The sequence below is a fragment of the Scandinavium manionii genome, from assembly GCF_024764775.1.
In the GTDB taxonomy this organism is placed as follows: Bacteria; Pseudomonadota; Gammaproteobacteria; order Enterobacterales; family Enterobacteriaceae; genus Scandinavium; species Scandinavium manionii.
The window spans coordinates 300,687-312,818 of sequence record NZ_JALIGC010000036.1 but is presented as its reverse complement, the minus strand read 5'-3'; the positions used below and the strand labels follow the sequence as shown (position 1 = coordinate 312,818).

Below are 12,132 nucleotides of genomic sequence, written 5' to 3'. Positions count from 1 at the left end.
CTGAGGAGTAGATTAAATGGCACATAAAAAGGCTGGCGGCTCAACTCGAAATGGTCGCGATTCAGAAGCTAAACGTCTGGGCGTAAAACGCTTTGGCGGCGAAGCAGTTCTGGCAGGTAGCATCATCGTTCGTCAACGTGGTACTAAATTCCACGCTGGCAACAACGTTGGTTGTGGCCGTGACCACACTCTGTTTGCTAAAGCAGACGGTAAAGTGAAATTCGAAGTTAAAGGCCCGAACAACCGTAAATACATCAGCATCGTTGCTGAGTAAGTTTTTCGGTCCGGTAACGGATGAAAGCCCCGCAACGTGTTGCGGGGCTTTTTACATTAGAAGTCCGGTAAATTTCGTACAGGGATAAACGGGCATGAAACAGCAGGCGGGCATTGGTATTCTTTTGGCGCTCACCACCGCAATATGTTGGGGTGCGTTGCCAATTGCAATGAAGCAGGTGCTGGAGGTGATGGAGCCTCCGACTATCGTGTTCTACCGCTTTCTGATGGCCAGTATCGGCCTTGGCTCGATTCTCGCCATAAAAGGCAAGCTGCCACCGCTGCAGCTTTTCCGTAAGCCACGCTGGCTGGTGCTGCTCGCCATTGCCACCGGTGGGTTGTTCGGAAACTTTATTCTGTTCAGTTCGTCCCTGCAGTATTTAAGTCCTACCGCTTCGCAGGTGATAGGACAGCTGTCGCCCGTAGGCATGATGATTGCCAGCGTCGTTATCCTCAAAGAGAAGATGCGCGGGACACAGGTGGTTGGTGCGATAATGCTGCTCTGCGGTCTGGTGATGTTTTTCAACACCAGCCTGGTGGAAATCTTTACTCGTCTGACGGATTACACCTGGGGCGTCATATTTGGCGTCGGGGCAGCAACGGTCTGGGTGAGTTATGGCGTCGCGCAAAAGGTGTTATTGCGGCGACTGGCCTCACAGCAGATCCTGTTTTTGCTGTACACTTTATGTACGATAGCATTGCTGCCGCTAGCAAGGCCGGGTGTGATTTCCCAGCTGAGCGACTGGCAGCTTGCCTGCCTGATTTTCTGCGGGCTAAACACCCTGGTGGGTTACGGTGCGCTGGCGGAAGCCATGGCGCGCTGGCAGGCGGCACAGGTGAGCGCGTTAATCACGCTGACTCCTCTGTTCACGCTGTTATTTTCAGATTTATTATCAATAGCCTGGCCCGATTTCTTCGCCAGACCGATGCTAAACCTTATAGGTTATCTCGGTGCGTTTGTCGTGGTTGCGGGCGCGATGTATTCCGCCATTGGTCATCGTCTATGGGGACGGTGGCGTAAGCGTGAAGCGGTTGTAACGCTACCCCGCTCAGGCGAATGATTTACGGAGAGTAAAATGAAGTTTGTTGATGAAGCAACTATCCTGGTTGTGGCAGGGGATGGCGGCAACGGTTGCGTCAGCTTCCGCCGTGAAAAATATATTCCACGTGGCGGCCCAGACGGCGGCGATGGTGGAGACGGTGGTGATGTCTGGCTGGAAGCGGATGAGAACCTTAACACCCTGATCGACTATCGCTTTGAGAAAGCTTTCCGCGCCGAGCGTGGGCAGAATGGCCAGAGCCGTGACTGTACCGGTAAACGTGGTAAAGACGTCACTGTCAAAGTGCCGGTCGGTACGCGTGTTATCGATCAGGGCACTGGCGAAACCATGGGCGATATGACCACTCACGGTCAGCGTCTGATGGTGGGTAAAGGCGGTTGGCACGGTCTGGGTAATACCCGCTTTAAATCTTCTGTTAACCGTTCCCCACGTCAGAAGACAATGGGTACGCCGGGCGACAAACGCGATCTGCAGCTGGAGCTTATGTTGCTGGCTGATGTCGGGATGCTGGGTATGCCGAATGCTGGTAAATCAACCTTCATCCGTGCTGTTTCTGCGGCGAAGCCGAAAGTGGCTGACTATCCGTTTACCACACTAGTACCAAGCCTCGGCGTGGTGCGTATGGATAACGAGAAAAGCTTCGTTGTTGCCGATATTCCGGGCCTGATTGAAGGCGCTGCGGAAGGTGCAGGTTTAGGGATTCGCTTCCTTAAGCACCTTGAGCGCTGCCGCGTTCTGTTGCATCTCATCGACCTTGAACCGATTGATGGTTCTGACCCGGTCGAAAACGCGCGCATCATCGTGGGCGAGCTGGAAAAATACAGCGAGAAGCTGGCTGAAAAACCACGCTGGTTAGTGTTCAATAAAATCGACCTGATGGATAAAGACGCGGCGGAAGAGAAAGCCAAAGCGATCGCGGAAGCACTAGGTTGGGAAGATAAGTTCTACCTGATTTCTGCTGCCAGCCAGCAGGGCGTGAAAGATCTTTGCTGGGATGTGATGACCTTCATCATTGAAAACCCGGTGGCGAAAGCCGAAGAAGAGAAGCAGCCTGAAAAAGTCGAGTTCATGTGGGATGATTATCATCGTCAGCAGCTCGAAGAAACTGAAGTCGAAGACGATGAAGATTGGGACGACTGGGATGAAGACGATGAAGAAGGCGTAGAATTCATCTACAAGAAATAAGTCGCTACACCTCCCGCTAAAGGCTCCCATTGGGAGCCTTTGTCGTTTCTAGTTGTTCTGGTAAATGTCTTTGTAGAGTCGACTTTCGAAGCGAACCAGCGGTATTCGACGATTGCGCTGATCGGCCGGTTCTACTGCATACCCCGACAGATACTGCACGAAGGCCATGCGTTGACCACTGGCGGTGGTAATGAAGCCTGCGAGATTATACACGCCCTGCAATGAGCCCGTCTTCGCAGAGACCTTTCCGTCTACGCCGGCCTGGTGCAGGCCCGCACGATACTGCAGAGAGCCGTCATAGCCCGCCAACGGCAGCATAGAGATGAAATTGAGTTCGGTATCGTGCTGCGCGATATATTGCAGTACTTGCATCATAGTAGCGGGCGCAATCAGGTTATGACGCGACAGGCCGGAGCCATCGGCAATAATCGTGTTACCTAAATCAATACCCGCCTGCTGACGCAGGATCTGACGCACGGCATCGGAACCTGCACGCCACGTGCCCGGTACGCCGAAACGTGCATGGCCAATGGAACGGAAAACAGTGTCAGCAATCATGTTGTCTGATTTTTTCAGCATGATTTTCAGTAAATCGTGTAGTGGAGCAGACTGTTTGCTGGCAATGACGGTACCCGGCTCATTGGCCAACGTCTGGCGTAGCAATGTACCGGTATAGGTGATACCTGCCTGCTTAAGTTCGTCTTTGATAATCGCCCCTGCGTAGCTGGCGCCGTCCTGAATGGCAAAGGCCAGTGGTAGCGGGTCCGCGCGCTGCGGTAGACAGCCGGTAAGCGTAAAGCGGTTCAGGTCACCAGGAACGACGTCCAGTTCGCAATATTGCGCTTCGCCTGAGCCACGCTGTAAGGTGCGTACCTGGCTGAACATGGTAACTGGATAGTAGGACGCGACGCGAATAAACGCTAAGTCGCCGGGTTTTTGCGCGCTATAAAGAGAAACTGAGAAACAGTTGCGGTCGATAATTGCCGCGGCCGGTGGGGCGCTAAAACACTGGGTCAGATCGTTCCACGGCCAACCAGGCGCTTTGTCGTGACTGGCGAAAATGGAGGTGTCGATTAGCACATTGCCATCGATTTTCTGCACGCCTGATTTTTTCAAAACGGCGACCATATTGCGAATATCCTGACGTTTTAGCGTCGGATCGCCGCCAAATCGTGCAACAAGGTCACCCTTCAAAATTCCGTTATCAACGCTACCTTTACTTTCCAGCGTAGTGGTAAAGCGAAAATCAGGGCCCAGCTGTAGCAATGCCGCCAGGGCAGTGATCACTTTCTGAGTACTTGCCGGCAACGCCATCTGCTGGCTGTGATAGTCTATGTCAGGTGCCTTAGCGCCGATTTTCTGAACCATAAGGGCCAGATTGGCACCCGCCGGGAGCTGGGTGACATACACGTCTACGTTCGCCGCCTGGACGCTAAAGGCTAAACTGGTGGTCAATCCGATGATAAATCTGGAAAATCGCATAATCTCGCGCTAACAACCTGGAATCAAAACGCCATACTACGGCGCAACGCCCTGTAAAGTAAACGATGACCCATAGTGAACTTCAGGGTAAAATACGCATCAAACAGAAAAATTGCCGCTGGCCTGGAATTTTTGTTCCGGGTCAGTTTTCTTTTTGCTTAACTTCTGGCTCCCTGATGGGCTGCGGAAGGAAGTGCAGGGCTGCAGCGCAAGCTGTGCCTGAAAGAATGATGAAAGAGGTATAACTCATGCAAGCTATTCCGATGACCTTACGTGGTGCCGAAAAACTGCGCGAAGAACTGGAGTACCTGAAATCCGTTCGTCGCCCTGAAATCATTGCGGCGATTGCCGATGCTCGCGAGCATGGCGATCTGAAAGAGAACGCGGAATACCACGCCGCTCGTGAGCAGCAGGGCTTCTGCGAAGGTCGCATCAAAGATATTGAAGCGAAACTCTCGAACGCTCAGGTTATCGATATCAGCAAAATGCCGAAAACTGGCCGCGTCATTTTCGGTGCGACTGTGCAGGTGTTGAATCTGGATAACGACGAAGAGACGAGCTGGCGCATTGTCGGTGATGACGAAGCTGATTTTAAGCAGAACCTCATCTCTGTAAACTCCCCAATCGCTCGTGGTCTGATCGGCAAAGAGCCAGACGATGTGGTGACTATCCAGACGCCTGGCGGCGAAGTGGAATACGAAATTATTAAAGTGGATTACCTGTAATCCCCATTGTTGACACAATGTAAAGATAAGAAAAAGGCCGCATAGCGGCCTTTTATCAACGTTAAGAGCGTGGCATTTTGCTCACCTGCCCGCGGAAACCCCTCGTTTTACACATCAAATGTGTTCAATTCAGGTTACTCTTAACGTGGCAGCGAGATTTTACGCTCTGCTGTTGGGCGATATAGAACCAGCATTTTACCGATGACCTGTACATTACAGGCGCCGGTTTCGCGAACGATAGCTTCCACGATAAGGACTTTAGTCTCGCGATCTTCCGAGGCGATTTTTACCTTGATGAGTTCGTGGTGGTTCAATGCTTGTTCGATCTCGGCCAGTACCCCTTCGGTCAAACCATTATTGCCAAGCATAACTACCGGCTTGAGCGGATGTGCCAGACCTTTCAGGTGCTGTTTTTGTTTAGTACTCAGATTCATCGTATATTTTTGCTTACGTTGGGATTGAAAACGGTTCATTCTACCGCCATCTCTCAACTATCGCCAAATCGGCCGTTAAAATTTATGCAGCCGACTATGATGGTCTGCCCCGATGGGAATGTTAAATGACAGGTAAAAAGCGTTCTGCCAGCTCCAGCCGCTGGCTCCAGGAACACTTTAGCGATAAATATGTTCTTCAGGCACAGAAAAAGGGGTTACGTTCCCGTGCCTGGTTTAAACTTGATGAAATACAGCAAAGTGACAAACTTTTTAAGCCGGGAATGACAGTTGTCGATCTCGGTGCAGCACCCGGCGGATGGTCACAGTATGCAGTGACACAGATCGGGGGTAGCGGCCGCATCATCGCTTGCGATCTTTTACCAATGGATCCAATCGTTGGTGTGGACTTCCTTCAAGGCGATTTTCGTGATGAATTAGTCATGAAAGCATTACTTGAACGTGTGGGTGACAGTAAAGTCCAGGTTGTCATGTCCGATATGGCTCCAAACATGTGCGGAACACCAGCGGTGGATATTCCCCGTGCCATGTATCTGGTAGAACTGGCGCTTGAGATGTGTCGTGATGTTTTGGCACCGGGCGGTAGTTTTTTAGTGAAGGTGTTTCAGGGCGAAGGTTTCGAGGAGTACCTTAAGGAAATTCGCTCCCTGTTTACGAAAGTTAAAGTTCGTAAGCCGGACTCTTCGCGTGCACGTTCGCGTGAAGTGTACATTGTAGCGACCGGGCGAAAACCATAACCCGACCGTTTTAAGCCTTTGCCGCTTCGGTGGCGGTTTGAATTGTGTCGGATGTATAGTAACCTGACGCTGTTATTAACACAGTTGTAATAAGAGGTTAATCCCTTGAGTGACATGGCGAAAAACCTAATACTCTGGCTGGTCATCGCAGTCGTGCTGATGTCAGTATTCCAGAGCTTTGGGCCCAGCGAGTCAAATGGCCGTAAGGTGGATTACTCTACCTTCCTGCAAGAGGTCAATCAGGACCAGGTTCGCGAAGCGCGTATCAACGGACGTGAGATCAACGTTACCAAGAAAGATAGTAACCGTTACACGACTTACATTCCGGTTAACGATCCTAAACTGCTTGATAACCTGCTGACCAAGAACGTGAAAGTCGTGGGCGAACCGCCTGAAGAACCAAGCCTGCTGGCTTCAATCTTCATTTCCTGGTTCCCAATGCTTCTGCTGATTGGTGTCTGGATCTTCTTCATGCGACAGATGCAGGGCGGCGGTGGTAAAGGCGCCATGTCGTTTGGTAAAAGCAAAGCGCGCATGCTAACCGAAGATCAGATCAAGACCACTTTTGCTGACGTTGCAGGTTGTGACGAAGCTAAAGAGGAAGTGGCCGAGCTGGTTGAATACCTGCGTGAGCCAAGCCGTTTCCAGAAACTGGGCGGTAAAATTCCTAAAGGCGTTTTGATGGTGGGCCCGCCGGGTACCGGTAAAACGTTGCTGGCGAAAGCAATCGCCGGTGAAGCGAAAGTGCCTTTCTTCACAATTTCAGGTTCTGACTTCGTAGAAATGTTCGTGGGTGTCGGTGCATCTCGTGTGCGTGACATGTTCGAGCAGGCTAAAAAGGCTGCACCTTGCATCATCTTCATCGATGAAATCGACGCCGTAGGCCGCCAGCGTGGCGCAGGTCTGGGCGGTGGTCATGATGAACGTGAGCAAACGCTGAACCAGATGCTGGTTGAGATGGATGGCTTTGAAGGTAATGAAGGCATCATCGTTATCGCAGCAACGAACCGTCCAGACGTACTTGACCCAGCGCTGCTGCGTCCAGGCCGTTTCGACCGTCAGGTTGTTGTTGGTCTGCCAGACGTACGTGGTCGTGAGCAAATCCTGAAAGTGCATATGCGTCGCGTACCGCTGGCTCCAGATATCGACGCGGCAATCATCGCGCGTGGTACCCCTGGCTTCTCCGGTGCAGATCTTGCTAACCTCGTCAACGAAGCCGCTCTGTTTGCCGCTCGCGGTAACAAGCGCGTCGTATCGATGGTTGAGTTCGAGAAAGCGAAAGACAAGATCATGATGGGTGCGGAACGTCGCTCGATGGTGATGACTGAAGCGCAGAAAGAGTCCACGGCATATCACGAAGCCGGCCACGCTATTATCGGTCGACTGGTTCCGGAACACGATCCGGTCCATAAAGTGACGATTATCCCGCGTGGTCGTGCATTAGGTGTGACGTTCTTCCTGCCTGAAGGCGACGCAATCAGCGCCAGCCGTCAGAAGCTGGAGAGCCAAATCTCTACGCTGTACGGTGGCCGTCTGGCTGAAGAAATTATTTATGGTGCAGAGCATGTGTCGACCGGTGCGTCCAACGATATTAAAGTTGCGACCTCCATCGCTCGTAACATGGTGACCCAATGGGGCTTCTCTGAAAAACTCGGTCCGCTGCTGTACGCGGAAGAAGAGGGTGAAGTGTTCCTGGGCCGCTCAGTGGCGAAAGCGAAACACATGTCCGATGAAACGGCTCGTATCATCGATCAGGAAGTGAAGCTGTTGATTGAGCGTAACTATGCTCGTGCTCGCCAGCTGCTGAATGAGAACATGGACATTCTGCACACCATGAAAGACGCGTTGATGAAGTATGAAACCATTGATGCGCCGCAGATTGATGACCTGATGTCACGCCGTGATGTTCGCCCACCTGCGGGTTGGGAAGACAGCAACGGAAGCAGCAACAATTCTGACAATAATGGCACCCCGCGTGCTCCGCGTCCGGTCGATGAACCGCGTACGCCGAACCCGGGTAACACCATGTCAGAGCAGCTGGACGACAAATAAGTTATCCGTTGTTAATGACGCTGCTTTAACTGAAAACCCTGGGGCGACTGCTCCGGGGTTTTTTTATTTTGCTAACACACACAATACCAGGGATTCTTCATGAAACTCTTCGCCCAAGGCACCACACTCGATCTCGCTTATCCGCATGTGATGGGCATCCTGAACGTTACACCAGACTCATTTTCTGACGGCGGGACGCACAACACGTTGGTCGAGGCGGTAAAACACGCCAATCTGATGATTAACGCCGGTGCGACGATTATCGATGTGGGCGGCGAATCGACTCGCCCAGGTGCGGCAGAGGTGAGCGTTGACGAAGAGTTGTCCCGCGTTATCCCGGTGATAGAAGCGATTGCCCAGCGTTTTGAAGTGTGGATTTCGGTAGATACGTCTAAGCCCGAAGTCATTCGCGAGTCGGCCCGCGTTGGGGCGCATATCATCAATGATATCCGCTCACTGACCGAGCCTGGTGCTCTCGAGGCCGCCGCGGAAACGGGTTTGCCCGTCTGCCTGATGCACATGCAGGGTGAGCCGAAAACCATGCAGGAAGCGCCGAAGTATGATGACGTGTTTGCAGACGTGAATCGCTTCTTTATTGAGCACATCGCACGCTGTGAGGCTGCTGGTATCACAAAAAACAAATTGCTGCTCGACCCGGGTTTCGGTTTCGGTAAAAATCTCACCCACAATTACGCGCTGCTTGCTCGCTTATCAGAGTTTCATCATTATGACCTGCCGCTATTAGTGGGAATGTCTCGAAAAATGATGATTGGCCAATTGCTGAATGTCGGACCGTCAGAGCGCCTGAGTGGCAGCCTGGCCTGTGCAGTGATTGCCGCGATGCAGGGGGCGCAAATTATTCGCGTTCACGATGTGAAAGAGACAGTTGAAGCGATGCGTGTGGTTGAAGCCACTCTGTCTGCAAGGGAAAAAAAATACTATGAGTAACCGTAAATATTTTGGTACCGACGGCATTCGCGGTCGCGTGGGCGACTCCCCGATCACCCCAGATTTCGTTCTGAAACTCGGTTTTGCTGCGGGTAAAGTGCTGGCTCGTCACGGTTCGCGTAAAGTCATCATTGGCAAAGATACCCGTATTTCAGGCTACATGCTGGAATCAGCGCTCGAAGCGGGTCTTGCCGCAGCGGGCCTTTCTGCGTCCTTTACCGGTCCAATGCCGACCCCTGCGGTGGCGTATCTGACCCGCACGTTCCGGGCTGAGGCAGGGATCGTTATTTCTGCGTCCCATAATCCGTACTACGACAACGGCATCAAATTTTTCACCATCGACGGTACCAAGCTGCCGGATTCTGTAGAAGAAGCGATTGAAGCGGAACTGGAAAAAGAACTCACCTGCGTTGATTCCGCAGAACTGGGTAAAGCCAGCCGGATCGTTGATGCCGCTGGCCGTTACATCGAGTTTTGTAAGGCAACCTTCCCGAATGAGCTGCGCCTTAACGAGCTGAAAATTGTTGTCGATTGTGCCAACGGCGCAACCTACCACATCGCACCGAATGTATTCCGTGAGCTTGGCGCGCAGGTGATTACTATCGGCTGCGAACCGAACGGTTTGAACATCAATGAAGAAGTCGGCGCAACGGACGTCCGTGCGCTGCAGGCCCGCGTATTGGCAGAAAAAGCCCATTTAGGTATCGCTTTTGACGGCGACGGTGACCGCGTGATTATGGTCGACCATGAAGGTAATAAAGTCGACGGCGATCAGATCCTCTATATCATCGCCCGCGAAGGGCTGCGTCAGGGCCAGCTGCGCGGTGGCGCGGTCGGGACGCTGATGAGCAACATGGGTCTGGAAGTGGCGCTTAAACAACTGGGCATCCCGTTTACCCGCGCGAAAGTGGGTGATCGCTATGTTCTTGAAAAAATGCAGGAAAAAGGCTGGCGTATCGGGGCAGAAAACTCCGGGCACGTTATCCTGCTGGACAAAACCACCACCGGAGACGGTATCGTAGCGGCGTTGCAGGTTGTGGCGGCGATTGCGCGTAATCATCTGACTCTGCAGGATTTGTGCAGCGGCATGAAGATGTTCCCGCAGGTACTGGTCAACGTCCGCTACACCGATGGCGGCGTAAACCCACTGGAACACGACAGCGTGAAAAGCGTAACGGCAGACGTGGAAGCCGCGCTGGGCAGCCGTGGTCGTGTCCTGTTGCGTAAATCGGGCACCGAGCCGTTGATTCGCGTCATGGTTGAAGGTGAAGACGAAGCGCTGGTGAATACCTTTGCCAATCGCATTGCCGATGCAGTTAAAGCTGTTTAATCCGCGTTAACTGTCTAAAAAGGCGGCTTTTGTCGCCTTTTTGTTGAACAGTAGAACCGTTTTTGCTGTTTTTTTCTTCACTTGATACAATGCATCAAAATTGCCCTTGCGAAGCCGATTCGCTTTGGTTAGTATTCACACCCGCTTCAGTGGGAAACATTAAAACGTCCCGCTTTTGGTTGAAGCAATTGGTATGCGGTAGTACCGCAAGGAACAGGTTGATTATGTACGAAGCTCTTCTGGTCGTTTTCCTTCTTGTTGCGATTGGCCTCGTTGGTCTAATCATGCTGCAGCAGGGTAAAGGCGCTGATATGGGAGCCTCCTTCGGAGCAGGCGCATCCGCTACACTGTTTGGTTCAAGTGGTTCTGGTAATTTCATGACCCGCATGACCGGAGTTCTGGCGACGCTGTTCTTCATCATCAGTCTGGTACTGGGTAACCTCAATACCAATAAGACCAACAAAGGAAGCGAGTGGGATAATCTGACTGCACCTAAATCGGAGCAGACTCAGCCAGCAGCACCGGCACAGCCGAGCAGCGATATCCCGCACTAAGTATTTCAGTACCGAGGTGGTGGAATTGGTAGACACGCTACCTTGAGGTGGTAGTGCCCTAACGGGCTTGTGGGTTCGAGTCCCATCCTCGGTACCAATATTCCAGAAAAAAGACGTCGAAAGACGTCTTTTTTTGTTTTTGTCCTTTTTAACTTTCTTAGTTTTTTTATAAACAAATCTCTCCTGTTGAGTTCTTCCAATAATAGCTAAAGTCGGCTTCGTCTATTTTTACATCAAATGCAGGAACGAAGACGTCGTGAATATATCCAGAATCGTGACCCTGACGGGAATATTAATGCTGACCGCATGCAGCAGTTCGTCCTCTTTAACCTCTGTGAAAGAAATACAGGACATGTCGGTGCCTGTTGTCCATGCGTCAAATAACCCCGCAACTGACACCACCGCCGTGAATAATTGTTATAAAGAAAACGCGACGCGACTGAGTGAGTTACAATACACGTTGAAGACAAATATGGGCGATGATGTTAGTCCATCCGAAGTTTTGGATACTCATAGTGATGCTCATCGGGTATTTGCGGCGTTATCTAAACTGGAACAAATTTCCGCGATGAATGAAACCTATCGTAAAGAAGGGAATGTCGTGGGATTGAAAGCAATCAATGAGATGTTAAAACCGCTGAGTGGTACTGCCTGAGAAGGGCGAGCGAAATGGAGATTGCCGGTCGCCGGCAATCTCTGAAATCATTTAGAAGCTGAAGTTAACACCGGCATAGGCGCCGTCAGCTAATTTGTTGTCACGGTGTCCGTTCTTACCCGCCATATCCATATAGCGATACCCGCCCTCAATACTCACCGATTTAATGATGCGCACACGCACGCCCGCGTTCGCTTCGACGTAGTCATCCACGCCGCTTGAGAGTGAATCTGGAGAGTAGTAGTAGTCGCCAAATACGGTGATGAAGTCGCCCAGAGGAACCTGTGCGCCGCCGCCAACTGCGACCGCATAACCTTCGTCACCGTCCTTCGGGTTCAGGTACAGTGCTTTACCGCCTACGGTAAACAGCACCGGACCTAACGGCAGGTTGAAACCCATACCCAGGCCGGCAACATCGCCATCGTCGTCGCTGTGGGCCCAGTTGCCATTGAAAGTCAGGCCGGGATCGTTCGCACCGAAACTGGCGGACAGATTAGTAAATTCAGCTCCGGCTTCACCGTGGAGATTGATAGATGCATTGGCAGCCGCAGCGGTGCCGAGTGCGGCAACCAACAAAGCCGCTTTTAGCTTAAACATACGCATGGGTAATCCTTCAGGTATAAAAAAGCCCGATACGTATGATCGGGCAAATAAATCAAGTGTTTGCTATCGCGAGTA

The 12,132-nt window shown here is 51.8% G+C and carries 13 protein-coding genes and 1 tRNA gene; 11 read left to right on the top strand and 3 right to left on the bottom strand.

Features of this window, described 5'->3' with window-relative positions:
* Positions 1 to 16 precede the first annotated feature (16 nt).
* The 3 genes from rpmA (at position 17) to cgtA (ending at position 2,519) form a co-directional block, all read left to right on the top strand.
* Positions 17 to 274 (top strand): 50S ribosomal protein L27, encoded by a 258-nt coding sequence (rpmA, locus tag MUU51_RS09375; RefSeq protein ID WP_110510570.1) that lies wholly within the window; start codon positions 17 to 19, stop codon positions 272 to 274.
* Between the two features lie 94 nt (positions 275 to 368).
* Positions 369 to 1,334 (top strand): DMT family transporter, encoded by a 966-nt coding sequence (locus tag MUU51_RS09370; protein ID WP_159772224.1) that lies wholly within the window; start codon positions 369 to 371, stop codon positions 1,332 to 1,334.
* A 15-nt stretch (positions 1,335 to 1,349) separates the two neighbouring features.
* Entirely contained in the window at positions 1,350 to 2,519 is a 1,170-nt protein-coding gene (gene cgtA, locus MUU51_RS09365; protein ID WP_159772221.1) for an Obg family GTPase CgtA, read from the top strand.
* A gap of 48 nt (positions 2,520 to 2,567) precedes the next feature.
* Here cgtA and dacB read toward each other — a convergent pair whose 3' ends face one another.
* A complete protein-coding gene (gene dacB, locus MUU51_RS09360) occupies positions 2,568 to 4,001 on the bottom strand; it encodes a serine-type D-Ala-D-Ala carboxypeptidase (protein WP_258967652.1) in 1,434 nt (477 codons plus the stop codon).
* A gap of 248 nt (positions 4,002 to 4,249) precedes the next feature.
* Between dacB and greA the strand changes: the two genes are divergently transcribed.
* Positions 4,250 to 4,726, top strand: a complete 477-nt coding sequence (gene greA / locus MUU51_RS09355) for a transcription elongation factor GreA (protein WP_110510566.1) — start codon at positions 4,250 to 4,252, stop codon at positions 4,724 to 4,726.
* Between the two features lie 140 nt (positions 4,727 to 4,866).
* On the opposite strand, the gene yhbY is transcribed toward greA, so the two are convergent.
* Positions 4,867 to 5,160, bottom strand: a complete 294-nt coding sequence (yhbY, locus tag MUU51_RS09350) for a ribosome assembly RNA-binding protein YhbY (RefSeq protein WP_110510565.1) — start codon at positions 5,158 to 5,160, stop codon at positions 4,867 to 4,869.
* Between the two features lie 125 nt (positions 5,161 to 5,285).
* Between yhbY and rlmE the strand changes: the two genes are divergently transcribed.
* From rlmE to MUU51_RS09315, 7 genes are all read left to right on the top strand, one after another.
* Positions 5,286 to 5,915, top strand: a complete 630-nt coding sequence (gene rlmE, locus MUU51_RS09345; protein ID WP_110510564.1) for a 23S rRNA (uridine(2552)-2'-O)-methyltransferase RlmE — start codon at positions 5,286 to 5,288, stop codon at positions 5,913 to 5,915.
* 114 nt (positions 5,916 to 6,029) lie between these two features.
* Positions 6,030 to 7,967, top strand: coding sequence for an ATP-dependent zinc metalloprotease FtsH (gene ftsH, locus MUU51_RS09340; RefSeq protein WP_110510563.1), 1,938 nt, complete (start codon positions 6,030 to 6,032; stop codon positions 7,965 to 7,967).
* A 99-nt stretch (positions 7,968 to 8,066) separates the two neighbouring features.
* The gene (gene folP, locus MUU51_RS09335) at positions 8,067 to 8,915 is read left to right on the top strand and encodes a dihydropteroate synthase (protein ID WP_258967651.1); all 849 of its coding nucleotides are present in this window, start codon (positions 8,067 to 8,069) and stop codon (positions 8,913 to 8,915) included.
* Positions 8,908 to 10,245 (top strand): phosphoglucosamine mutase, encoded by a 1,338-nt coding sequence (gene glmM, locus MUU51_RS09330; protein WP_159772212.1) that lies wholly within the window; start codon positions 8,908 to 8,910, stop codon positions 10,243 to 10,245. Before folP ends, glmM begins: the two co-directional genes overlap by 8 nt.
* 224 nt (positions 10,246 to 10,469) lie before the next feature.
* A complete protein-coding gene (gene secG / locus MUU51_RS09325; protein WP_110510560.1) occupies positions 10,470 to 10,799 on the top strand; it encodes a preprotein translocase subunit SecG in 330 nt (109 codons plus the stop codon).
* 10 nt (positions 10,800 to 10,809) lie between these two features.
* A tRNA-Leu gene (locus tag MUU51_RS09320) sits at positions 10,810 to 10,896 on the top strand.
* Between the two features lie 159 nt (positions 10,897 to 11,055).
* Entirely contained in the window at positions 11,056 to 11,454 is a 399-nt protein-coding gene (locus tag MUU51_RS09315) for a KPN_03583 family lipoprotein (RefSeq protein WP_509908847.1), read from the top strand.
* 51 nt (positions 11,455 to 11,505) lie between these two features.
* On the opposite strand, the gene MUU51_RS09310 is transcribed toward MUU51_RS09315, so the two are convergent.
* Positions 11,506 to 12,057, bottom strand: coding sequence for a YfaZ family outer membrane protein (locus tag MUU51_RS09310; protein ID WP_159772206.1), 552 nt, complete (start codon positions 12,055 to 12,057; stop codon positions 11,506 to 11,508).
* Positions 12,058 to 12,132 lie beyond the last annotated feature (75 nt).

Coding starts and splice junctions, on each gene's coding strand:
- rlmE (WP_110510564.1), top strand. CDS start 5,286: ATGACAGGTAAAAAGCGTTCTGCCAGCTCCAGCCGCTGGCTCCAGGAA.
- greA (WP_110510566.1), top strand. CDS start 4,250: ATGCAAGCTATTCCGATGACCTTACGTGGTGCCGAAAAACTGCGCGAA.
- cgtA (WP_159772221.1), top strand. CDS start 1,350: ATGAAGTTTGTTGATGAAGCAACTATCCTGGTTGTGGCAGGGGATGGC.
- secG (WP_110510560.1), top strand. CDS start 10,470: ATGTACGAAGCTCTTCTGGTCGTTTTCCTTCTTGTTGCGATTGGCCTC.
- folP (WP_258967651.1), top strand. CDS start 8,067: ATGAAACTCTTCGCCCAAGGCACCACACTCGATCTCGCTTATCCGCAT.
- glmM (WP_159772212.1), top strand. CDS start 8,908: ATGAGTAACCGTAAATATTTTGGTACCGACGGCATTCGCGGTCGCGTG.
- yhbY (WP_110510565.1), bottom strand. CDS start 5,160: ATGAATCTGAGTACTAAACAAAAACAGCACCTGAAAGGTCTGGCACAT.
- dacB (WP_258967652.1), bottom strand. CDS start 4,001: ATGCGATTTTCCAGATTTATCATCGGATTGACCACCAGTTTAGCCTTT.
- ftsH (WP_110510563.1), top strand. CDS start 6,030: ATGGCGAAAAACCTAATACTCTGGCTGGTCATCGCAGTCGTGCTGATG.
- rpmA (WP_110510570.1), top strand. CDS start 17: ATGGCACATAAAAAGGCTGGCGGCTCAACTCGAAATGGTCGCGATTCA.
- MUU51_RS09370 (WP_159772224.1), top strand. CDS start 369: ATGAAACAGCAGGCGGGCATTGGTATTCTTTTGGCGCTCACCACCGCA.
- MUU51_RS09310 (WP_159772206.1), bottom strand. CDS start 12,057: ATGCGTATGTTTAAGCTAAAAGCGGCTTTGTTGGTTGCCGCACTCGGC.